Annotated in this window: 21 protein-coding genes; 14 read left to right on the top strand and 7 right to left on the bottom strand. The window is 50.9% G+C overall.

Annotation, left to right across the window (positions count from 1 at the left end; all coding sequences use genetic code 11):
• Window positions 1–9: 9 nt before the first annotated feature.
• Together cysE and L1285_RS11565 are read right to left on the bottom strand one after the other, a co-directional pair.
• A complete protein-coding gene (gene cysE / locus L1285_RS11570) occupies window positions 10–831 on the bottom strand; it encodes a serine O-acetyltransferase (protein ID WP_046006177.1) in 822 nt (273 codons plus the stop codon).
• Between the two features lie 199 nt (window positions 832–1,030).
• Complete coding sequence (locus L1285_RS11565; RefSeq protein ID WP_235412442.1) at window positions 1,031–3,904, bottom strand: M16 family metallopeptidase; 2,874 nt, start codon at window positions 3,902–3,904, stop codon at window positions 1,031–1,033.
• A 302-nt stretch (window positions 3,905–4,206) separates the two neighbouring features.
• On the opposite strand from L1285_RS11565, the gene L1285_RS11560 reads away from it, so the two are divergent.
• Window positions 4,207–5,163: a methylenetetrahydrofolate reductase gene (locus L1285_RS11560; RefSeq protein WP_235412441.1), complete on the top strand. Its 957-nt coding sequence runs from the start codon at window positions 4,207–4,209 to the stop codon at window positions 5,161–5,163.
• 68 nt (window positions 5,164–5,231) lie between these two features.
• Here the strand turns inward: L1285_RS11560 and gpsA are convergent, their stop codons facing one another.
• The 4 genes from gpsA to L1285_RS11540 form a co-directional block, all read right to left on the bottom strand.
• Entirely contained in the window at window positions 5,232–6,239 is a 1,008-nt protein-coding gene (gene gpsA, locus L1285_RS11555; protein ID WP_235412440.1) for an NAD(P)H-dependent glycerol-3-phosphate dehydrogenase, read from the bottom strand.
• Window positions 6,240–6,242: 3 nt separating this feature from the next.
• The gene (gene secB / locus L1285_RS11550; RefSeq protein WP_046006181.1) at window positions 6,243–6,725 is read right to left on the bottom strand and encodes a protein-export chaperone SecB; all 483 of its coding nucleotides are present in this window, start codon (window positions 6,723–6,725) and stop codon (window positions 6,243–6,245) included.
• 71 nt (window positions 6,726–6,796) lie between these two features.
• Window positions 6,797–7,051: a glutaredoxin 3 gene (gene grxC, locus L1285_RS11545; RefSeq protein WP_125717158.1), complete on the bottom strand. Its 255-nt coding sequence runs from the start codon at window positions 7,049–7,051 to the stop codon at window positions 6,797–6,799.
• A gap of 8 nt (window positions 7,052–7,059) precedes the next feature.
• Window positions 7,060–7,491: a rhodanese-like domain-containing protein gene (locus L1285_RS11540; RefSeq protein WP_235412439.1), complete on the bottom strand. Its 432-nt coding sequence runs from the start codon at window positions 7,489–7,491 to the stop codon at window positions 7,060–7,062.
• A 262-nt stretch (window positions 7,492–7,753) separates the two neighbouring features.
• Here L1285_RS11540 and gpmM point away from each other — a divergent pair, with 262 nt between their 5' ends.
• The 5 genes from gpmM (at window position 7,754) to L1285_RS11515 (ending at window position 12,981) form a co-directional block, all read left to right on the top strand.
• Complete coding sequence (gpmM, locus tag L1285_RS11535) at window positions 7,754–9,298, top strand: 2,3-bisphosphoglycerate-independent phosphoglycerate mutase (protein ID WP_235412438.1); 1,545 nt, start codon at window positions 7,754–7,756, stop codon at window positions 9,296–9,298.
• A 3-nt stretch (window positions 9,299–9,301) separates the two neighbouring features.
• Window positions 9,302–10,441 (top strand): murein hydrolase activator EnvC family protein, encoded by a 1,140-nt coding sequence (locus L1285_RS11530; protein ID WP_235412437.1) that lies wholly within the window; start codon window positions 9,302–9,304, stop codon window positions 10,439–10,441.
• Between the two features lie 38 nt (window positions 10,442–10,479).
• Window positions 10,480–11,700, top strand: a complete 1,221-nt coding sequence (locus L1285_RS11525) for a S41 family peptidase (protein WP_235412436.1) — start codon at window positions 10,480–10,482, stop codon at window positions 11,698–11,700.
• A gap of 36 nt (window positions 11,701–11,736) precedes the next feature.
• Entirely contained in the window at window positions 11,737–12,471 is a 735-nt protein-coding gene (locus L1285_RS11520) for a divergent polysaccharide deacetylase family protein (protein ID WP_442960493.1), read from the top strand.
• Window positions 12,472–12,561: 90 nt separating this feature from the next.
• Window positions 12,562–12,981, top strand: a complete 420-nt coding sequence (locus L1285_RS11515; RefSeq protein WP_046006187.1) for a CBS domain-containing protein — start codon at window positions 12,562–12,564, stop codon at window positions 12,979–12,981.
• Between the two features lie 55 nt (window positions 12,982–13,036).
• Here L1285_RS11515 and pepB read toward each other — a convergent pair whose 3' ends face one another.
• Window positions 13,037–14,332, bottom strand: a complete 1,296-nt coding sequence (pepB, locus tag L1285_RS11510; RefSeq protein WP_235412435.1) for an aminopeptidase PepB — start codon at window positions 14,330–14,332, stop codon at window positions 13,037–13,039.
• 81 nt (window positions 14,333–14,413) lie between these two features.
• On the opposite strand from pepB, the gene sfsA reads away from it, so the two are divergent.
• The 8 genes from sfsA to L1285_RS11470 all read left to right on the top strand — a co-directional run bounded on the left by sfsA (window position 14,414) and on the right by L1285_RS11470 (window position 20,954).
• Window positions 14,414–15,121, top strand: a complete 708-nt coding sequence (gene sfsA, locus L1285_RS11505; protein WP_235412434.1) for a DNA/RNA nuclease SfsA — start codon at window positions 14,414–14,416, stop codon at window positions 15,119–15,121.
• Between the two features lie 260 nt (window positions 15,122–15,381).
• Entirely contained in the window at window positions 15,382–15,825 is a 444-nt protein-coding gene (dksA, locus tag L1285_RS11500; RefSeq protein WP_235412433.1) for an RNA polymerase-binding protein DksA, read from the top strand.
• 18 nt (window positions 15,826–15,843) lie between these two features.
• On the top strand, window positions 15,844–16,788 hold the full coding sequence (gluQRS, locus tag L1285_RS11495) for a tRNA glutamyl-Q(34) synthetase GluQRS (RefSeq protein WP_235412432.1): 945 nt from the start codon (window positions 15,844–15,846) through the stop codon (window positions 16,786–16,788).
• 272 nt (window positions 16,789–17,060) lie between these two features.
• Entirely contained in the window at window positions 17,061–18,422 is a 1,362-nt protein-coding gene (gene pcnB / locus L1285_RS11490; protein WP_235412461.1) for a polynucleotide adenylyltransferase PcnB, read from the top strand.
• On the top strand, window positions 18,419–18,928 hold the full coding sequence (gene folK / locus L1285_RS11485) for a 2-amino-4-hydroxy-6-hydroxymethyldihydropteridine diphosphokinase (RefSeq protein WP_235412431.1): 510 nt from the start codon (window positions 18,419–18,421) through the stop codon (window positions 18,926–18,928). The genes pcnB and folK overlap by 4 nt, the downstream gene beginning before the upstream one ends.
• Window positions 18,929–18,983: 55 nt before the next feature.
• On the top strand, window positions 18,984–19,778 hold the full coding sequence (gene panB / locus L1285_RS11480) for a 3-methyl-2-oxobutanoate hydroxymethyltransferase (protein ID WP_046006193.1): 795 nt from the start codon (window positions 18,984–18,986) through the stop codon (window positions 19,776–19,778).
• The gene (gene panC / locus L1285_RS11475) at window positions 19,778–20,632 is read left to right on the top strand and encodes a pantoate--beta-alanine ligase (protein ID WP_235412430.1); all 855 of its coding nucleotides are present in this window, start codon (window positions 19,778–19,780) and stop codon (window positions 20,630–20,632) included. The genes panB and panC overlap by 1 nt, the downstream gene beginning before the upstream one ends.
• Before the next feature lie 79 nt (window positions 20,633–20,711).
• Window positions 20,712–20,954, top strand: a complete 243-nt coding sequence (locus L1285_RS11470) for a hypothetical protein (RefSeq protein WP_235412429.1) — start codon at window positions 20,712–20,714, stop codon at window positions 20,952–20,954.
• The last annotated feature ends 44 nt before the right edge of the window (window positions 20,955–20,998 follow it).

The following is a 20,998-nucleotide window of genomic DNA, read 5'->3' as shown; positions in this document are numbered from 1 at the left end:
TGTTCGATGCTACAGCATGGCGCTGGTATGAGATTCGTTGCGGGCAATCAGATCCTCATCGAGGAAGTTCTGATCCATCGATTCGGCCGGGCAGGCACATGGCGGTTTACCCACCACTTTTGCCGGTACCCCTACCACAGTGGTGTGTGGTTCAACGGCTTTGAGTACCACGGAGCCTGCGCCGATCCGCGCGCCCTCGCCCACTTCAATATTACCCAGTACTTTTGCACCTGCGCCGATCAATACGCCTGCGCGTATTTTCGGGTGACGATCCCCTTGTTCATTACCCGTACCGCCTAAGGTCACCGATTGTAAAATAGAGACATTATTTTCGATTACTGCGGTTTCACCAATGACTATACCAGTCGCATGGTCAAACATAATGCCATGGCCGACTTTACAAGCAGGATGGATATCAACACCAAATACTTCGGATGTACGGCTCTGGATAAAACGTGCGAGCTCTTTTCTGTCTTGTCGCCATAAACAATGGGCGAGTCGGTGTGCTTGTATTGCATGAAAGCCCTTAAGGTTTGAAATAACGTTAAGATAGCTATCGGCAGCCGGGTCACGATCTTTAACCGCTTTTATATCATGGGCGACATGGGTGAGCATGCGGTCGCAATCTACAAACGCCTGATCGAACAATTCACGAATGGTGAACGCAGACACCACGGCGTCTGCCAGCTTGTTCGCCACGATAAAGCTCAATGCCGCACCGAGGCATTCATGATTTAAAATACTTGAGTAAACATGGCTGGCGAGCAGCGGCTCGCGGTCTACTAATTCGGTCGCTTCCTGACGAAGCTTTTGCCAGATCTCGTGTCTCATAAACTGCACTATTTCAATTATTCCAAAGCCTTTGTCTATCTTACCCTGCAACGCGGTAAATTAGCAGTGATAGTCAAATGCTTATTGCATCAATTTGTTATTAATTATAACCCGAAATAGCGAACAGAGGATGGGAAACCAGGCGGATACCAGACCCGCCTGACAAACTCAGAGCCCGGTAGAGGGCTCTGATGGGGCGTTACTTAAAGACCGCTTCTGCGTTCATCACCTCGATGTTAGCAGCCGGAACAGCCAGTTTGTAGTTGGCAATTTGCTTATCTTCATCGATAAGCGCTTGCGGTTTTTCTGCATTGTAATGCATCGGAGATTCAGTCTGATTGACCAGACGCGCTTTCATATCAGCCGCGTCGCCGGTCACAAAGACATAGTGAATGTTGTCACTTTGCAGATTTTCACGGATCACGCGATTGACGTCTTCCACGCTCAACGATGCCAGCTGGTCACGCACATAGGTCACAAACTCATCCGTGTTATAGAACTGGCTGTCCAGCGCATAACCCAGCTGACGGTCCTGACTGGCCACCATCTGCGGCACAAAGTTGCTCAGGAAATTGCGAGTCGCCTCGAAATCGCCTTCCGTCATGCCCTCTTTGATCAGCTTATCCAGCTCAAACTGTGCAACCCGCGTTGCAAAGTGAGCGTCGTTATTAGAACGCAGCGGACGTAACCATACCTGGAAAATTTGCTCAGAGCGGCCCAGGTTGGCATCCGGTTTGGTCTGGAACATACCGCGCGGGAAATACTCAATGTAAGCATAATCACCATAGTTCATACCACGCACCTGACGAATACGCTGGAACAGGTAAGCGTTTGAGTTACGGTGCTCACCAAAGTAAGAGCGCACCAGCCATAAGGCAGTCCAGTCTTTGCTGCTGCGAATGGTATCGATTGGGAAGCCAAACGAGACGGCCGTCGATTTCGCACTTTTCTCAATGATGGTGGCATGACGACCCGTCAGTGCCGGCGCATCCGGAATAGTCAGGCGCACTTCTTCGCCTTTTGGCAACTGACCCAGATCGCTCAGCATACGTGCTTTCAGTTGTTCATCCAGCGCCCCGGTGATCCCCACATTCAGCTTTGCCTGAGTAAACTGGCTGCGGTAGAAAGCTTTGACATCATCGAGCGTCAGCGCTTCGAGATCAGACAAATCGCCCAGGTTATAGCTTTCATACGGATGGCCCTGATACAGCTTGTGGTATAGCACCTCTTTGCCCAGCTCTTCATCGTTAGACGCCTTAAGGCCTGCCTTAATATTGTCGATCAGCTCTTTTTTCAGGCGTTTGAAGTCATCTTCACGAAAGCCCGGGTTAAGTAACTGCTCACTGACTAAGGCATACCACTGAGCGGCATTGTCCTTGTGCACCCGGCCACGCAGAGACAGCATTTCTTTATCAATCTGATAATCGAAGCTGCCGGCAATCGGATACAGGGCTTTTTGGATTTCTTTATAGGATTTGCTCTGCGAGCCACCATTGGCAATCATAGCCGCTGTCAGCGCTGCCACGCCTTTTTTGCCTTGTGGATCGGCCGCAGCCCCGGTGTAGAACAACAAGTTCACATCCACCAGAGGCGATGCATTGGTGTTATCCAGAACGGAGAAATGACGTTGTTTAGGCTCACTGAGCTCAGCAACCAGCTCATCCAGCGCCACTTCTTTGTCAAACCCTGCCACTTCAGGCAAGTCTGACATAGTCACCGTTGTGCGGCCACTGTCGACAAAATAGCGGTTGGCAACATCGCGAATGTCTTCTGCGGTCACAGAGTCGCTGGTCGCATATAAGGTGTTGATCACTTCAGGGTCGCGCTCAAAGTGCATGTACTGTGCGAGCATACTGGCGATCGCCTGTGACGAGTCTAAATCATTGGCAAAGCTGTACTTGAGATTAGACTTCAGCGCCGCCAGTTTGTCGCTGTCGACCAGCTCAGTGCGTGCTGTAGCATAAGTGCGGTTGATGGCGTCACGCACTACGGCCAGGTCACTTTCTTCATTGACCTTCACGAAAACATGCAATAGACCAGGATCTTTGGTCTCGGCATTGTAGGTAAACATCTGACTGGCAATTTGCTTGTCGACCACCAGATCCTGATATAGCTCGGAGTTTTCAGAGAAATACAGTTGCGAGATCAGATCCAAGGCCGCACGGTCTTTCTTCTCAGGCTCCCATGCAGCGCCTTTATAAGAGACCAGTAACCAGTGACCCGGCAGGCCGTCATAGTGTTCATGCACATATCTGGCTTGCTGTTGTTTGGGTTCAACCGGAATATCAGCAACATAGTTGCCGCGCTGCCAGCCGCCCCAGTGTTTTTTCACCATCTCCATGGTTTTTTGCGGATCCACATCACCCACAATCACGATAGAGACGTACTCAGGCTTATAGAAGCGCTCAAAAAAGATCTGACCATATTCCATTTGATCCGGCATGGCTTCAATGTCTTCGAAAAAGCCCATGGTGGTGTGCTTGTAGGTGTGCTTGTCAAAGGCTTCTTTGCGCACCGCACTCAATAACTTGCGGATGGGACTGGCGTTGTTCTTCAGGTACTCGCCTTTCACGGTCAACGCTTCAGTGCGGAACTGAGACTCGCTGTAGCTGAGGTTCTGGAAGATATCTGCTTTGATCTCCAGCACCTTATCCAAATGTTCTTTAGAGAAATTCAAATGATAGTTAGTATAATCGTTGGTGGTGTATGCGCGGTTATCCACCCCTGAGTTTTTCAGAATGTCGGCATAGACATCCTGTGGGAACTTCTCAGAGCCCTTAAACATCATATGCTCAAAGAAGTGCGCAAAGCCAGTGCGGCCAGGCTCCACTTCGTTACGCGAACCAACAGATACCGGGATCTGAAGCGAAACCACATCCGGATAATCGGTTTTTACCACCATCACGCGCAGACCATTGTCCAGCTCTTCGAGTACATAGTCCTGAGCGAATACTTTGTTGTTAGCCTGAGCCTCAACGCTGGTTGGCGCCTGCTGAGTTGATTGCGACGTGGCTGCGCAGCCAGCCAGTGCCAGTGACACAGCCAGGCTGGTTGCCAGTAATTTAAATTTCATATGCTTCCCTAAAATTTGCAGTGATTCTTATTATTGGCCTCTCTACATCAAGGCCCATGGTTGCCAATTATGCCGCAATCCCGCCTTAATTCATCTTTACGCGCCCAATTTATGTAAAAAAATATGAACTGCATGACGCTCGCTAAACTCATCTGCAAAACAAAGGTTTGTTTCCTTGTAGTGAAAACACTATGAAAGAATTTCATCGCCATTGAATTAGTTTCAAGAAAAAAATCTATCTAGACGTCTAAATGGCTGCTATATTAGATCTCAGACACTGAATTTTTGCCGGAACCAAGACCATGGCGTTATCACTACAAGAGAAAATCTTAGACCCGAACCAAGGGGTATATTTGATTGGTACGACTCCGCCCAAATCTGGTACGGAGCAGGAAAAAGTTAAGCGTATTGCCACTAAGCTGCTCGACCGCTTACACGAAATTGAATACGACGGTGTGGTGGTTTACGACATTCAGGATGAAAGCAGTCGCACTAATGTGCCACGCCCTTTTCCGTTTAAGGAAACCGTCGACCCGTGTGAATACAGCCGTCTGGTTAAGTCGTTGTCGCAGCTGGATGTGATCACCTACAAAAGCGTCACGCAGCGTGACAGCGCTGAATTTACCCAGTGGCTTAGCACCACCAAGCAGGAGTTTGGCCTGAACAACCTGGTGCTGGTTGGCTCGCCGTCTTCACAAGGTAAAATCAACTTACCATTACCAGAGGCCTATCAGGCATTCGCTCAGCATGAAGAAAACTTTTTCCTCGGTGGCGTCACCATTGCAGAGCGCCATGCTTCAAAACGTAATGAACATGAACGCTTGATTGAAAAAACCACGCAGGGCTGTGAGTTCTTTATTTCTCAGGCAGTTTACAATGCTCAGGCGACCATAGATTTGATCACCAGCTATGCCCGAACCTGCAAACAGCAAGGCATTGAGCCAAAGCGATTGATCCTGACCTTTACCCCGTGCGGGGGTGAGAAGACGCTGCAATTTATGGAGTGGCTGGGGATCTCAGTGCCCGAAGCAACCAAGTGGCGTATGCTGGATGCGGACAACACGCTGAGCGAATCGATCCGTATTTGCCGTGAGAATCTGGATTCAATTTTACGTAGCTGTGCCCACCTGGATGTGCCGCTGGGGCTGAACATAGAGAGCCTGACCAACCGTAAAGAAGAGATAGACGCCTCGATTAACCTCTATCGCCTGCTCAAGGCTACCATGGAGCTGACTCTGGCGGAGAAGCAGATCGCTTAATAATACCGATTTGGAACCAATAAAAAACCGAGCACACAGGCTCGGTTTTTTTATTCTCAGACATCCGTTTATTCCGACTTTTGCTCTCTGCCAAGCAGGGCCATCGCGGCTTCTTTGACGTCTTTTTGTTGATACAGCACCTGATAGATCTGCTCCGTGATCGGCATCTCGATGCCTGTGCGTTTTGCCAGTAAGTACACTTCTTTGGTGTTGCGATACCCTTCCACCACCTGACCTATGCTCTGCATCGCTTCTTCGACATTTTTGCCCTGGCCCAGTGCCAGACCAAAACGACGGTTACGAGACTGGTTGTCGGTACAGGTGAGGATCAGATCGCCAAGCCCCGCCATACCCATAAAGGTTTCAGAGCGTGCGCCAAGCGACAATCCGAGTCGGCATAACTCCGCCAACCCGCGGGTGATCAAGGCAGTTCTGGCATTCGCGCCAAAACCGAAACCATCGGACATACCTGCACCAATGGCAATCACATTCTTCACCGCACCGCCAAGCTGAATACCAATGAAGTCATCATTGCTGTAAACCCTGAACGAGCGGCCACAATGCAGCAACTTGGCCAGTTCAGCCCGAAATGCTTCGCAGCGAGACGATACCGAAATCGCCGTCGGTAACCCCGCGGCCATTTCTTTAGCAAAGGTCGGCCCGGACAACACGGCTAGCGGCACCTGCTCACCAAGTACGTCCAGCGCCACATCCTGAAGTAAACGACCGGTATCCGGCTCCAGCCCTTTTGTCGCCCAGGCAACTTTTGTACCAGGCAGTAAATGAGGCTTAATGGCCGCCAGAGTCTGTGCGAACGCATGACTGGGCACCACCACTAAAACCAGCTTGCTGGCCTGAACGGCTTGAGTCAGGTCGGCTTCCAATTGCAGTGACTCAGGGAAGTCAATATCCGGTAAATAACGGGTATTCTGACGCGAGCTGGCTAACTGCTCGATAGCAGCACTGTCGCGCCCCCAAAGAGTAACCTGATGACCGTTGCGGGCAAAACAAATAGCAAGGGCGGTGCCATACGACCCCGCCCCCAATACGGTCACAGCTGATTGTGCTGTATTCATCACTTATGCGTCAGCAGGTTGCTCTTGCGCGGCACGTTGCTGCATGTACTGAGCAAATAGCGCGTCAAAGTTAACCGGTGCCAGGTTCAGTTGTGGGAAAGTACCACGGTTAACCAGGCTAGCAACGGCTTCACGAGCGTACGGGAACAGAATGTTCGGGCAGAATGCACCTAACATGTGCGCCATTTGCAGCTCTTCCAGTTCACCGATTGAGAAAATACCCGCTTGTTGAATTTCGCACAGGAATGCGGTCTCTTCGCCTAATGACGCAGTCACAGTCAGTGCCAAAACAACTTCGTATACACCTTCGTCCAGCTTGGCAGAACGTGTATCCATGTCCAGCTTCACTTCAGGGGTCCACTCTTTTTGGAAGATAGCCGGAGAATTCGGCGTTTCGAAAGATACATCTTTGGTATAGATGCGCTGAATGTTAAATTGTGGACCTTGTTGTTCTTCTGCAGCAGCTGCGTTGTTTTGCTCTGTCATTGTTCTTCCTAATTATTCGTCTTTATTTAATGTGGGGCAGCACAGCGGGCCCGTACCCGCTGTGCTAAAAATTACTTCAGTAATGCGTCAAGCTTACCTTGCGCTTCAAGCGCCATCATGTCATCGCAACCGCCGATGTGCTGCTCTTTGATGAAGATCTGCGGCACAGTGTGGCCACCGTTGGCTTTGTTGATCATCTCTTCGCGCAGCTCGGGTTGAGCGCCGATATCATACTCGGTATATGTGACACCTTTGCTATCCAACAGCGCCTTAGCGCGGTGACAGTAAGGACAATAATCCTTTGTATAAATAACAACTTGGTTCATATTTACTCCTATTTACCCGACGCGGTTGGCAGGCCTGCTGTTTGCCAGGCGCCAAAGCCACCCGACAACACATATACTTGCTCAAAGCCGGCTTTGTACATGTTGCTGGCAATGCCAGATGCGGTCATGCCAGTGTTACACACCAGTATAATGGGCTTAGTTTTGAACTTTTCAAGTCCTGCGAAATCATTTTGTTTGGCTTTTTCCACATTCATGTGCTCACTGCCCGCAATGCGTGAGTTGTTGAACTCTTTTTGCGCACGCATGTCAAACACCTGGCCCTCCTGACGGTTTACCAGAATAGTCAGCTGTTGTGGATTGATCTGACGGATCTTGGAAAACATGCCTTTTAACCAGCTTGAAACCAACATAGCCGCCAAAACCAGCCAGATAATGCTGAGAATGGGGTTTCTACCTAAAAAATCGATGTATTGTTCCATATTGTCTTTACCAACCAGGAAAATGAAATTGCTCGCGAGTATACTTTCTTACGCGCGCTGGTACAAACATCTGTGATGTAATGCCTCCCCGGCAAGGCGTAGCACGCGCTCGCTCACAGCAAGCCATGTAGCTCAGCTTAGCGTCCCCCGCGGCTAATATGAATTTTAAAGTGGTTGAGGATAAATCACGCCCAGAGGGCTGAATATTCATATAAAACAAGGTATCCTAGGCCTAGATTTCGTGCACGTTTCAGGAGCCCAAATGACTGCAAAGAAAAAACCTCTGGTATTAATGATCCTAGATGGCTGGGGATACCGCGAAGACGCTGACAGCAATGCAATTCTGGCGGCCAACACCCCGGTATTGGATGAACTTTGGCAAACGCGTCCACGTACGCTGATCTCTGGTTCAGGTTTAGATGTAGGACTACCGGACGGTCAGATGGGTAACTCTGAAGTCGGCCACGTCAACCTTGGTGCTGGCCGTATTGTTTATCAAGACTTTACACGTATTACCAAAGCCATTGATGACGGTGAGTTTGAGCACAACCCGGCACTGGTTGAGAACATCGACAAAGCCGTTGCCGCCGGTAAAGCCGTCCACCTGATGGGACTGTTGAGCCCGGGTGGTGTACACAGCCATGAAGACCATATTGTTGCAGCCATTGAGCTTGCCGCCAAGCGCGGTGCCAAAGCGGTTTTCTTCCACGCCTTCCTCGATGGTCGTGACACACCACCACGCAGTGCCCAGGCTTCAATTGAACGTATTGAAGCAAAGTTCGCAGAGCTCAAGTGTGGCCGCCTGGCGTCAATCGTGGGTCGTTACTATGCTATGGACCGTGATAACCGCTGGGAGCGCGTAGAAGCGGCTTACAACCTAATGGTTTGCGGTCAGGCTGAATACCGTTATGCTGATGGGGTCAGTGCCCTGAACGCAGCGTATGAGCGCGACGAAAACGATGAATTTGTGAAGGCCACCGTGATTGCCGCCCAAGCGCAGGAAGCAGCCACCATTAATGATGGCGATACGTTGATCTTCCTCAACTTCCGTGCTGACCGCGCCCGCCAGATGACCCGCGCGTTTGTGGATGCCGACTTTGACGGTTTCAGCAAACAAAAAGCACCGGCGTTAAGTGGTTTTGTGATGATGACGGAATACGCGGCCGATATTAACGCGCCCATCGCCTTTGCCCCGGAGAAACTCACCAATGTACTGGGTGAATGGCTGGCAAAACACAACAAAACGCAGCTGCGTATTTCCGAGACCGAAAAGTACGCCCACGTGACCTTCTTCTTCAGCGGTGGTCGTGAAGAACTGTTCGACGGCGAAAAACGCGAACTGATCCCGTCGCCTCAGGTAGCCACGTACGACCTGCAGCCAGAAATGAACTCTGCCCTGCTGACCGATAAGCTAGTCGAAGCCATTCACAGCGGTGAGCACGATGTGATCATCTGTAACTATCCAAATGGCGACATGGTTGGCCACTCTGGGGTGTTTGAGGCCGCCGTGAAAGCCTGTGAAGCCGTTGATGCCTGCATTGGCCGTGTTGTAGCGGCACTGGAAGAAGTCGGCGGCGAAGCCCTGATCACCGCAGATCATGGTAATGCAGAGCAGATGGTCAACAACAAAACCGGTCAGGCCCATACTGCGCATACCAGCGAGCCGGTGCCGTTCATCTATGTTGGCCGCGATGCTGAGCCACAAACGGGTAAAACTCTGAGCGATGTCGCCCCGACCATGTTGCACCTGCTGGGTATGCCACAACCCGAGGAAATGACTGGCTCACCTGTCATGCGGCTGAAGTAATCTATGCGCCGTACGCTTGCTGTACTCTCGGTCTGTTTGTTGCTGCCCTTCACCGGGCAGACAAACGAAACCCGCACCAAAGCCGATCTGGCGGCGGTGCAGGCCGAGCTAAAAAAGAGCCAGGCCGCTTATCAGCAACAACAAGCCAGCTTTAGTGCGCTACAGAGCACCCTACAATCCTTTGAGCTGGAAATTGCCAAAAGTGCGAAAGCACTGGCACTGACCGAACAAGGGATCAGCGAAAACAAACAGCAGCAATACACGCTGCAACGCGAAGCCAAGCAGCTCGAGCAGCAAAAAAAACGCCTCCAGCGCCTGCTTGCTGCGCAACTTAAAAGTGCCTATGTCACGGGCAGTCACGATTATTCAAAGATGTTGCTGAACCAACAGCATGCTGCGGCGCTGGAACGCACCATCAGCTACTATGACTACTTTAATCAGGCCCGCATCAATCAGCTTGAAGCGCTTAAGACTGTATTTGCCAAACTTGCTCAAAACAGTGCACAGCTGGAGCGTAAAAAGAAGCAACTGCAAGCGTTACAAGGTCAGCAAAAAGCCCGTCAGGACGAATTGCTGCTGGCGCAAAACGCGCGCAAGACCCACCTGGCAAAGCTCAACGATAAACTCAGTCAGGCCAAAGCCGCGATTGCCTATCTGGAAGAAAACGAGCAAACCTTAATTTCGACCCTGGAGTCCTTAGCCGCCGAGCAGGCCGCCAGCCCCGAGCAATATGTGGCACAGCTGCAAGGGCTGCAAAGATTAAAGGGCAAGCTCGCCTGGCCGCTGGATGGCCGCCTGAAACACAAATTTGGTCAGCGTAAGCACGTTGGCATGAACTGGAAAGGCGTGGTGATCCGAGGTAGCAATGGCACACCGGTCAACAGTGTGGCGCCGGGTCAGGTGGTCTATGCCGACTGGTTGAACGGTTTTGGCTGGGTCATCGTATTAGATCACGGGGAGGGCTTTATGAGCCTGTATGGCCATGCCCAGACCCTGCTTAAAGATGTGGGCGATCAGGTGATGCCGGGCGAACCCATTGCCCTGGTAGGACAAAGCGGCGGACAAACCGATCCTGGTCTATACTTCGAAATACGGCATAAGGGAAGCGCTGTTGATCCAGTAAAATGGTGCAGATCCAGTTAACTGACTAACCGATGCTGCCCCCCAGTGAGGAGCAGCATATGATGACTCCATGTGTTCAACCTATTAAAGATCGCCTGTGGCACTGGCTATTTTTATTCGGCCTGATGCTCAGTTTAGTGTGTCTGCCACTGAGTGCCAGACAGCTTTCCAGCGAGCAAATCGATGAGATCCTCTACCATATTCATACCTATTACGTGGAAGATCTGCCACTGAGCCACGTCAGGAAAGACAACTTTGGCGAATTACTCACTCAGCTTGATGACTATTCAAAGTACCTGGACGAACATGAACTGGAAGCCCTGTTCAGCGCCGCCAATGGCCGCTACACCGGACTGGGTATTGAAGTCGAAGAAGTCGAGGATGGCGTGGTCATTGTTGATACTTTGCCAGGCTCTCCGGCGGAAGCAGCAGGCATTGAAGGCGGTGATAAACTGGTTGCCATCAATACCCATGATGTAAAAAGAAAGACCATTGCAGAAGTCTCTAAACTACTACGTGAAGCCCAGTTCTCGACCATTCAGCTGACCGTTGAGCGCGCCAATGCAGAAGTGACCCTAGCCCTCAGACGGCAACAAATCACACTGCGCAGTGTTTCCAGCCAGCTCTTGCCCGGCGGGATAGGTTACGTGCTGCTGAGCAGCTTCAACAATCACAGTTATCACGACATTGCTCGCCATATCAGCATGCTCAACAGCCATTTGGGCGAGCCACTTAAAGGGCTGATCATTGATTTAAGAGACAACCCGGGCGGCACACTCAACAGTGCAGTGGCTATCTCAGATCTGTTTCTTCAGGGCGGCACCATAGTGTCCACCCGCGGCCGCTTTTATGATGCCAACCAACGCTTTTTTGCCGCACAGGGCGATATACTCAACGGCGCGCCCATGCTGGTACTGATCAATGAACAATCCGCATCGGCAGCCGAAATCCTGGCAGGCGCACTGCAAGACAACAGTCGCGCGTTGATCCTGGGTAATCGCTCCTATGGCAAGGGCTCTGTGCAATCGCTCATCCCTATAGGCAACGGTACCACGGCACTTAAGCTGACCACCGCTCGCTACTTTACCCCCTCGGGGCAGTCCATTGAAGGAATCGGGATCCAGCCCGATGTGGTTTTTAGTAAACAAGTGCTTTTAGAACTGGATAAAGACGCTATAATGGCTGGTGAAAAAAAGGTCAGAAAAACCTTTATTGCCAACCTAGATAAACATTGGCAAAAAGCGGAAAAGCTATTACAAAATCATAATTTACAACAATAATTCAGGATAGTGCGCTTACTTATAACGAGCTTTTTGGTGCTTTTTCTCTGCGCGGCACCAAGCTATGGCAACCAGGTTGCCATCGTCATCGATGACATTGGATATCACGAACGTGACTTAGAACTGCTGGATTTGCCCGGCCAACTTAGCTACGCCATTTTACCGCACACCCCTTTTTCGCAGCGCTTTGCCTATCAGGCAAGCCACAAACGCCGCGAACTACTGCTGCACATTCCCATGCAAGCCCTCGAAGACAAAGATTTGGGACCAGGCGGCCTGACGCTGGATATGCGTAAATGGCAGCTGCAAACCACCCTGGGACACGCACTGGCCACCCTGCCTCAGGTTAAGGGCGTCAACAATCATATGGGCTCGGCATTAACTCAGTACGTTGAGCCGATGAAATGGACCATGGAGCTGCTGAAAAAACGCGGGCTGTACTTTCTTGATAGCCGCACCACAGAGCTCAGCCAGGCTCAGCATGTGGCAAACCTGTATGGCGTTGCCAACGTCGCCCGTCATGTGTTTTTAGACAATCAAACCCATCCGGATGCACTGCGCAAGCAGTTTGAGCAACTCAAAGCTTTGGCCCATCAGCAAGGCTATGCCATCGGGATTGCACACCCCTATCCACAAACCCGGGCGTTTCTTGCCTCGGCACTGAGCGAGCTGGCCAGCGAAGGCATTGAACTGGTACCTTTATCACAATTGGTTGAACATAAATACATCCAACTGGCAGCCGTCAATACCCCGCCACAAACCTCGGAATAAAATCAGACAAAATTGATCTGGCACCACTCACGCGCCGCCCGCGTCGGCTAGACTTAATACAGATTTCATGTTCGTTTTAAGGAAGTGCTTATGTTAACCACAGTTGCCGATTTAATGACCCCAGATCCACTGGCAGTCAGTAAAACCAATAACCTCAACGATGCGCATAACCTGATGCGCGAAAAGAACATTCGCCATATTCCCGTGATTGACGACGATGGCATGCTGGTTGGTATGCTGACACAAAAAATTATGATTGCGAAAGTGATGGGGATCATTGCCACCTATGGCACTAACGCGCTGGAACGAAAAGAAAAACAACAAAAGGTTGCCGAAGTGATGGCCACCGACTTTGCCAGTGTACGGCCACACCAGAGCCTGCAGGAAGTGGTACGCTTTTTTGTTGATAACCGCCATGGCTGTATGCCGGTCACAGACGAGGACGGCAAGTTGCTGGGTATTCTGACCTCTTCAGACTTTGTTCGTCTGGCCGCGGCCCTGCTGTCATAAATAGTTGTCATAAAAAAGCCCCATGATGGGGCTTTTTCATAGCGCTAACTGGCTATCAGGCTTTCGCTTGCAGTGTGCGCGCAACGGTACGCATACCTAAGGTTGTTGCACCCGCTGCCCACTGAGAGCCGGCATTGTTCTGGAACGAGGCCGCCAGGTCGATGTGCACCCAGCCTTGCCCTTCGTTTGGTACAAAGCGAGACAAGAAACCAGCCGCATTCGAAGCACCACCATAACCGCCGCCTTTTTGTGCACGGCTGTTCGCGGTGTCTGCATAGGCAGATGGACAGTTGTTCTGATGCCATTTTTCCAGTGGCAACGGCCAGGCCGCTTCAAACTCTTCCTGCGCATATTGCTGCACATCACCGACCAGCTCTTTGTCCAGACCGAACAAGGCATTGTATTCCTGGCCTACCGCCATCAATGCCGCGCCAGTCAGGGTTGCCGCATCAATGATCAAAGGCGCGCCGGTTTCGCCAGCCGCCATCAGACCATCGGCCAGAACCAGACGCCCTTCAGCATCAGTATTGACGATTTCAACCGTTGTACCGTTTTTATAGGTCAGGATGTCCCCCAACTTGTACGCATGACCTGAGATCAGATTCTCAGCACAACACAGGAACAATTTAATGCGCTTGTCGATGCCACGCTGAATGGCGATCGCCAGACCCGCAGTGACCGTCGCAGCACCGCCCATGTCGCATTTCATGGTCAACATGCCTTCGCTTGGCTTGATTGAGTAACCACCCGAGTCAAAGGTGATCCCTTTACCAACCAGCGCAGCCGCAACGGGTGCGTCTTCATCGCCGGTTGGGTTGAAATCCAACTCCAGTAACACTGGCGGGCGCTCACTGCCACGACCCACTTCATGGATCCCAATCCACTGATGCTCAAGCAGCGCTTTGCCTTTGATGATTTGATAGCTAACATGCTCTGGTGCCAGAGATTGAATAAACTCAGCCGCTTTACCGGCCAGGCTTTCCGGATAAATGTCTTCTGCCGTGCCATTGATCATCTGGCGCGTCCAGATAGCAGCCGTTTTCAACGCTTGTAACTCAGCCAGGTCAGACTGGGCATTGTCACAGAAAGTCACGCCATCTAGCAGCTTCGGGCTGACAAAGCCCTGATAAAATGCCCACTGAGATTCAGTGCACCAGGCATCCCCTTGCAGCTCAACCGCCAGGATCCCTTGCTGTGCCACACTGCGGCCTGCTTTTTGAATGGTCTTCAGTGTCTCCTGCTCACTCAGGTGCACCAGTGCACCGTCCTGATCGTAGGATATAGTCGCATTGCCACCCCAGTGTGCCGCCGGGGCCTGATCCGTCAGTCGAACAATAAATTTATCAGCCATATATGATTTCACTCTTGCGCTTATTAGTAACTTGCAGTGTACACTAGCGAGCAAAATGCCCCAAATGAATGCGATTAATCTATGAAGTTTCACGCCCCCCTGGCTAAAGCCACCCTGCTAAAACGGTATAAACGCTTTTTGGTTGATTTACGCAGTGACACCCAACAGGAATTCACCGTGCACTGCGCTAACACCGGTAAGATGACGGGCTGTGCCGACCCGGGATTCACAGCGTATTATTCCACCAGTGACAACCCAAAACGCAAATATCCTCACTCACTGGAGCTCACTGAAAATCAAGCGGGTGAACTTATTTGTGTCAACACCGCTCTGGCCAATAAGGTCGCCATTGAAGCCATTACGCAGGATATGATCCCACAGCTTAGCGGCTACCAAACCCAGCGCAGCGAGGTAAAATATGGCACGGAGAATAGTCGCATTGATATTCTGCTTCAGGATGAAGACAAGCCCGATTGCTATATAGAGGTAAAATCCGTCACTTTGCTTGATCAAGGGCAAGGCTACTTTCCGGATGCCCAGACACTGCGCGGTCAAAAGCATCTGCGCGAACTTATGCAGATCCGACAACAAGGGATGCGCGCCGTGCTGTTGTTTGTTGTCATGCATAACGGCATCACCAGTGTGAAGCCAGCAGCGCACATTGACAGCCAATATGCCACGCTGATTGAGGAAACACAGGCGCAGGGCGTCGAGATTTATGCCTACCGGGCCCAAGTATCAACGCAAGACATCACGCTGACCGAAGCTCTGCCCTTCGCAATACGTTAAGCGAGTGCCATGCCCGACAGTGATCTGGCGGCATAAATTGTGCAGTATAATGAGTATTAAGCTTGAAAGTGAAAAAATTGCCTCCATATAGCTGCAAATGTCAGTGTGACCCCCATCAGTCGCGCTTTTGTGATTCCGATCATGCCTTCAAACCGGGAGTGGTCTAACAAGCAAAAAGTGTTTGCCAAGGGGTAAAGATTTTGCTATCTATAGCCGCCGGCGTTAGCTGGGGTTGTTTATTAAGGATTTAGGAGAATGCTATGCCAGACCAGAAAAAACTAGGGTTGTTGGCTCAAGCCGGTTTAGAACCTTATCAGGAAAAGCCGGGTGAAGAATATATGAATGACGCACAGCGTGCGCATTTCAAAAAATTACTGGAAGCGTGGCGTAGCGATCTTCGTAACGAAGTTGACCGCACCAAAACGCACATGCAAGATGAAGCGGCAAACTTCCCTGATCCAGTCGATCGTGCGGCACAGGAAGAAGAGTTCTCGCTGGAACTGCGTACACGTGACCGCGAACGTAAGCTGATCAAGAAAATTGAAAAAACACTGCAACTGATCGAAGACGACGACTTCGGTTTTTGTGATTCATGTGGCATTGAAATTGGCATTCGTCGCCTTGAGGCCCGCCCGACAGCGGACCTGTGCGTAGACTGTAAATCAATTGCAGAAATAAAAGAAAAACAACAGGGCCGAGGCTAACGTACGTTTGTCTTAGCTATGCTACCCCAGTTTAATAGCGATTATCTGTCCGGGAGCTATCGAGGTCGATTTGCTCCCTCTCCCTCCGGTGCACTGCACTTCGGCTCTCTGATAGCCGCCCTTGCAAGTTTCCTGGATGCCAAAGTCAATCAGGGCCAATGGTTGGTTCGAATGGAAGACATCGACACGCCTCGCGTGGTTGCCGGTGCTGCCGATGACATTCTTAGGACTCTGGAAGCCTATGGCCTGCACTGGGATGGCGAGGTGGTTTATCAAAGTCAGCGTCACGACTTATACCAGGATGTGCTGGCACAGCTCAGTAAAGCAGCTCTCACCTATCCATGCAGCTGTACTCGCAAGGTGCTTAAGCAACGTGGCGGTACTTATGACAACCACTGTCGGGATCGTCAGTTAACGGCACAAGGCAATGCACTGCGGCTTATTCAGACCCAGCCGGTTTATGCATTTACCGACCTCCTTCAGGGCGAAGTTGAGCTAAATCGTGCACTGGCCGAAGAAGATTATATTGTAAAACGCCGCGATGGCCTGTTTGCCTATCAGCTAGTGGTGGTGGTCGATGACATTGACCAGCAGATCACCCGGGTTGTACGCGGTGCCGATTTGTTAGAGCCCACCGCGCGCCAAATAGGCCTGTTCAGGCAGCTTAGTGGCGCAGCCCCAGACTATGCCCATGTCTCGCTTGCGGTGGCTCAGCCTGGCTTTAAATTATCTAAGCAAAATCATGCACCCGCAATCGATAATACCCAGCCACAGCCTGCCTTGTGCGCTGCTTTAGGGTTTCTGGGCTTACCTGTTCCGGCGGATTTACAACAGCACTCAGTAGCACAGATCTTACGCTGGGCGCAGCAGCATTTTTCACTACAGGCTTTGCCGCGTCATCGCGAGATCCAGGTCTCTTTGCACCAAGACGGCCACTATGATTTTACCGGGTTAACGGCCTGAGCCCAGCGGGCTGATTTGGGCCAAACCTGAAGGCACACGGCTATGTTGGATTTTTAAGCATGAATGCGCCCCCGCTCCTTCAATTTGACCCCATTTGAGTATATGATAGCGGGCCTCGTTAATTCGCCTACACTATACAAACTAAAATAAGTTCTATGGCCGTATGGCGAGTGTGCATGCATGATTGCAGGCATTTTTACACGCATTATTGATTGTTCAGGGTCGTTAGGAGAGTGGTTATTATTTCCAAAATTATTAAGCTTTGCCGTCAGATAGTTAAAGGCAAAGATCCGGTAGGAACCGTGACATGCAGCACTACACCTGTGTTAATTCCACGCAGTGAGCATGCTATCTCGCGCAAACAATTTAGCCCCAATGCAATCAAAGTATTATACCGACTGAAAGACGGAGGCTATGATGCCTACCTGGTCGGTGGTTGTATTCGTGATATTTTGTTAGGGATTGAGCCCAAAGATTTCGACGTAGTGACCAACGCAACACCTGAACAAGTTAAAAAGCTGTTTCGTAACTGTCGCTTGATCGGCCGCCGCTTTCGCCTTGCGCACATTGTTTTCGGCCGTGAGATCATCGAAGTAGCGACCATGCGTGGGCACCACCAGGCTCAGGACAATCCGGATCCGACCAGTCAGTCTAGCGATCAAGGTCAGCTGCTGCGCGATAACGTGTATGGCACCATTGAAGAAGATGCACAACGTCGCGACTTTTCAATTAATGCACTTTACTACTCAATTAACGACTTCAGCATTCGGGACTTTGCCGGTGGTATTGCGGCCATTGAGCATCGTAAAATCGAACTGATCGGCGACCCTGAAACCCGATACCGCGAAGATCCCGTGCGGATGCTACGTGCTGTGCGCTTTGCCACTAAGCTGGATATGACCATTGCCGGTCCGACCGAAGCACCGATCGCTGAATTAGCGCCTTTGCTGGGTAACATTCCTGCGGCGCGCCTGTTTGAAGAAACCCTGAAACTCTTTTTGGGCGGCAAGGCCGATGCCAACTTTTTGATGCTGAGAAAATACGGCTTGTTTAAACAGCTGTTTCCAGCCTTAGATGCGATTTTAGATAACCCGCAGAGCGAATTTGAAACGACCTTTATCCGCAAAATGTTTGCCAATACGGATGAGCGTATCAATGCCGATAAGAAGGTCACGCCAGCCTTTATTTATGCCGCACTGTTGTGGTTCCCGTTGCGCGACCGTTGCAACACGCTCACCGCTGAAGGCATGAATGAATACGACGCCTTTATGCAGGCAATCAGCCAGATTCTGGCCGAAAATGCCCGCCATATCGCCGTACCAAAACGCTTTACACTGGGCGCGCGCGATATCTGGCATATTCAGCAACGACTCGACAAACGCGGCGGTCAGCGAGCCTATCGCCTCAGCTTGCAACCCAGATTTAAAGCGGGTTACGACTTCTTGCTGCTGCGGGTAGAAAGTGGTGAAACGGACCAGCAAGAGTTAGCAAACTGGTGGACCGATTATTTACAACAAGACGTGTCTGGACAAAAAGAGATGGTGAAAAACCTCGGCCAGCGCTCAGGCGGCTCGGAAAGACGCAGACGCCGTCCCAGAAACAAACCACGCAGAAAACCTAATCCGGAATCATGAACACCGTTTATATTGGACTGGGGGCGAATCTCAACGCCCCTGAGGCACAGCTACGTAATGCGCTTGATGCCCTGAGTAAATCACAGGAACTCACATTGGCGCAGGTCTCCAGCTTTTATGCTTCAAAACCTATGGGTCCGCAGGACCAGCCCGACTATGTCAACGCTGTGGCTAAGCTCACGACGCAATTATCCGCCATTGACGTACTCGACTCGCTCCAGCAAATTGAGCTGCAACATGGCCGAGTGCGCAAAGCACAGCGGTGGGGTCCTCGCACCTTAGACTTAGATATTCTGCTGTACAACGATGCACAAATAGCAACGCAACGATTAACCGTGCCACATTATGGATTATGTGAACGTGAATTTGTGGTCTTCCCTCTTTTGGAGATTGCCCCCAAACTCACTTTACCAGGCGGACAGGCACTGGCAGACATCGCGGCGTCTTTACCACGTAACGGACTGACTGCCATTAGTCAGTACGACGAAGCCGCATCGCTTGCATAGCAAAACCTGAGCGACACAGTGTGCTCAGTATTGAATTGATCACAAAGGGGGAAATATGGCTAAAGTAACCGTTTCAACATTGGCCAAGAAAAAACGTGAAGGAACAAAAATCACGGCACTGACCGCATATGATGCCAGCTTTGCCAAACTGTTTTACGACAATGGTGTTGATATTATCCTGGTAGGTGACTCTCTGGGCATGGTATTACAAGGTGGTGAAGATACGCTGGCGGTTACCACCACAGATATCGCTTATCACACCCGTTGTGTTCGTGCCGGTAGTAAAGAGCTGTTTGTGATAGCCGATATGCCCTTTATGAGCTATGCCAACCCGGCGCAAGCGTGCGAAAACGCCGCGACTTTGATGCGCTCAGGGGCCAACATGGTCAAACTGGAAGGCGGCGAATGGCTGCTTGATTCTATTCGCATGCTGACGCAGCAAGGTATTCCGGTATGCGGCCATTTAGGCCTGACCCCGCAATCAGTCAATGTCTTTGGCGGATTTAAAATTCAGGGCCGTGAAGATGCACAGGCAGAAAAAATGATCGCCGACGCCATTGCGCTGGAACAAGCGGGCGCCCAACTGTTAGTGGTAGAGTGTATTCCTTCTGCACTGGCAAAACGGATCAGCGAAGCGCTGAGCATTCCGGTCATTGGGATCGGTGCGGGTAAAGACACCGATGGCCAGATCCTGGTGATGCATGACCTGGTTGGTATCTCGGCAGGCTATATTCCTAAGTTTTCGAAAAACTTCCTCGCCGAGACTGGCAATATGCCAGCAGCGGTCGAAAAGTTCTGCACCGATGTTAAAAGTGGTGCATTTCCCTCTCAGGAACACGAGTTTAACTAATGCAATCAATTACAGAAATAAAATCTCTGCGTAGCCAAATTAAAGCCTGGCGGCAACAAGGACAAAGTATTGCCTTTGTGCCGACCATGGGCAATTTGCACCAGGGGCATTTTTCACTGGTTGAAAGGGCCAAAACCCTGGCAGACAAAGTGGTGGTCAGTATTTTCGTCAATCCGATGCAATTTGGTGCCAACGAAGATCTGGATAACTATCCGCGTACGCTCACTCAGGACAAACAGGGGCTGGCCGAGCTGGACACAGACATCGTCTTTACCCCAAGCGTCGAGGCTATCTATCCAAACGGCCTCGACACACAGAGCTATGTCGATGTGCCAGGTGTATCCGAAGGCTATTGCGGCGGCAGCCGTAGCGGCCACTTCAGAGGCGTTGCAACGGTCGTCACTAAGTTATTTAACCTGGTGCAGCCAGACTTTGCCTGCTTTGGTGAAAAAGACTATCAGCAGCTTCAGGTTATCAAGACCATGGTGCAGGACTTGTCGATGCCGATTGAAATCATTGGTGTCCCTACGCAGCGGGAAATTTCCGGCCTGGCAATGAGCTCACGCAACGGTTACTTGTCAGAGCAACAAAAAGACATGGCGAAAGTACTCTATCAGGTATTGAGTGACACGGCGCAGCAGCTCCAGGATGGCGCGCGCGATTTTGCAGTGCTGGAGCAGACAGCAAAGTCCAGGCTAGAAACCGCAGGTCTCAAACCCGATTACTTCTCGATTGCACAAAGACAGAGCCTAAAACCTGCTACACTGGAAGACAGCGAGTTTGTGATCCTGGCTGCCGCTTACCTGGAAAAGGTGAGACTAATCGACAATATCCAGATCCTCTCCGACGCATAACAATGTAAAGGATCCCGCCGCTTGGCAAAAAAGCGCGATGGGATCCTCACCTTACTTACTCTCTTGCAGGGACTGTCTTATGAAACCACAGATATCGTTTATCGCCTTGCTACTGGCAGCAGGCTGCAGCAATACCAACTCTCCGGAGCTGAACCAGTGCGCACAGCAAAATTATCAGTGTGAGCAAAGCTGTGAGCAACGGGCTAACCCGCAGTCACTGGCCATGCAAGTGTGCAGTGATCAGTGCATCGAATCCTTTAACCAGTGCAAAGCGCAGGCTGAACAGCTCACGCAGCAGTCTCGCAACAGTTCCTTGCATTAATCTGCTTGTTTTAAAATACGCGTTTTAAAAAACAGACATAAAAA

Origin of the sequence: Pseudoalteromonas sp. DL2-H2.2, assembly GCF_021532535.1 — a bacterium.
Lineage (GTDB): Bacteria > Pseudomonadota > Gammaproteobacteria > Enterobacterales > Alteromonadaceae > Pseudoalteromonas > Pseudoalteromonas rubra_A.
This window is presented reverse-complemented; position numbering and strand designations above follow the sequence as displayed.

Excerpts from the sequence above, each read along its gene's own strand:
- cysE (WP_046006177.1), bottom strand. The coding sequence starts at position 831 with ATGAGACACGAGATCTGGCAAAAGCTTCGTCAGGAAGCGACCGAATTA.
- L1285_RS11565 (WP_235412442.1), bottom strand. The coding sequence starts at position 3,904 with ATGAAATTTAAATTACTGGCAACCAGCCTGGCTGTGTCACTGGCACTG.
- L1285_RS11560 (WP_235412441.1), top strand. The coding sequence starts at position 4,207 with ATGGCGTTATCACTACAAGAGAAAATCTTAGACCCGAACCAAGGGGTA.
- gpsA (WP_235412440.1), bottom strand. The coding sequence starts at position 6,239 with ATGAATACAGCACAATCAGCTGTGACCGTATTGGGGGCGGGGTCGTAT.
- secB (WP_046006181.1), bottom strand. The coding sequence starts at position 6,725 with ATGACAGAGCAAAACAACGCAGCTGCTGCAGAAGAACAACAAGGTCCA.
- grxC (WP_125717158.1), bottom strand. The coding sequence starts at position 7,051 with ATGAACCAAGTTGTTATTTATACAAAGGATTATTGTCCTTACTGTCAC.
- L1285_RS11540 (WP_235412439.1), bottom strand. The coding sequence starts at position 7,491 with ATGGAACAATACATCGATTTTTTAGGTAGAAACCCCATTCTCAGCATT.
- gpmM (WP_235412438.1), top strand. The coding sequence starts at position 7,754 with ATGACTGCAAAGAAAAAACCTCTGGTATTAATGATCCTAGATGGCTGG.
- L1285_RS11530 (WP_235412437.1), top strand. The coding sequence starts at position 9,302 with ATGCGCCGTACGCTTGCTGTACTCTCGGTCTGTTTGTTGCTGCCCTTC.
- L1285_RS11525 (WP_235412436.1), top strand. The coding sequence starts at position 10,480 with ATGATGACTCCATGTGTTCAACCTATTAAAGATCGCCTGTGGCACTGG.
- L1285_RS11515 (WP_046006187.1), top strand. The coding sequence starts at position 12,562 with ATGTTAACCACAGTTGCCGATTTAATGACCCCAGATCCACTGGCAGTC.
- pepB (WP_235412435.1), bottom strand. The coding sequence starts at position 14,332 with ATGGCTGATAAATTTATTGTTCGACTGACGGATCAGGCCCCGGCGGCA.
- sfsA (WP_235412434.1), top strand. The coding sequence starts at position 14,414 with ATGAAGTTTCACGCCCCCCTGGCTAAAGCCACCCTGCTAAAACGGTAT.
- dksA (WP_235412433.1), top strand. The coding sequence starts at position 15,382 with ATGCCAGACCAGAAAAAACTAGGGTTGTTGGCTCAAGCCGGTTTAGAA.
- gluQRS (WP_235412432.1), top strand. The coding sequence starts at position 15,844 with ATGCTACCCCAGTTTAATAGCGATTATCTGTCCGGGAGCTATCGAGGT.
- folK (WP_235412431.1), top strand. The coding sequence starts at position 18,419 with ATGAACACCGTTTATATTGGACTGGGGGCGAATCTCAACGCCCCTGAG.
- panB (WP_046006193.1), top strand. The coding sequence starts at position 18,984 with ATGGCTAAAGTAACCGTTTCAACATTGGCCAAGAAAAAACGTGAAGGA.
- panC (WP_235412430.1), top strand. The coding sequence starts at position 19,778 with ATGCAATCAATTACAGAAATAAAATCTCTGCGTAGCCAAATTAAAGCC.
- L1285_RS11470 (WP_235412429.1), top strand. The coding sequence starts at position 20,712 with ATGAAACCACAGATATCGTTTATCGCCTTGCTACTGGCAGCAGGCTGC.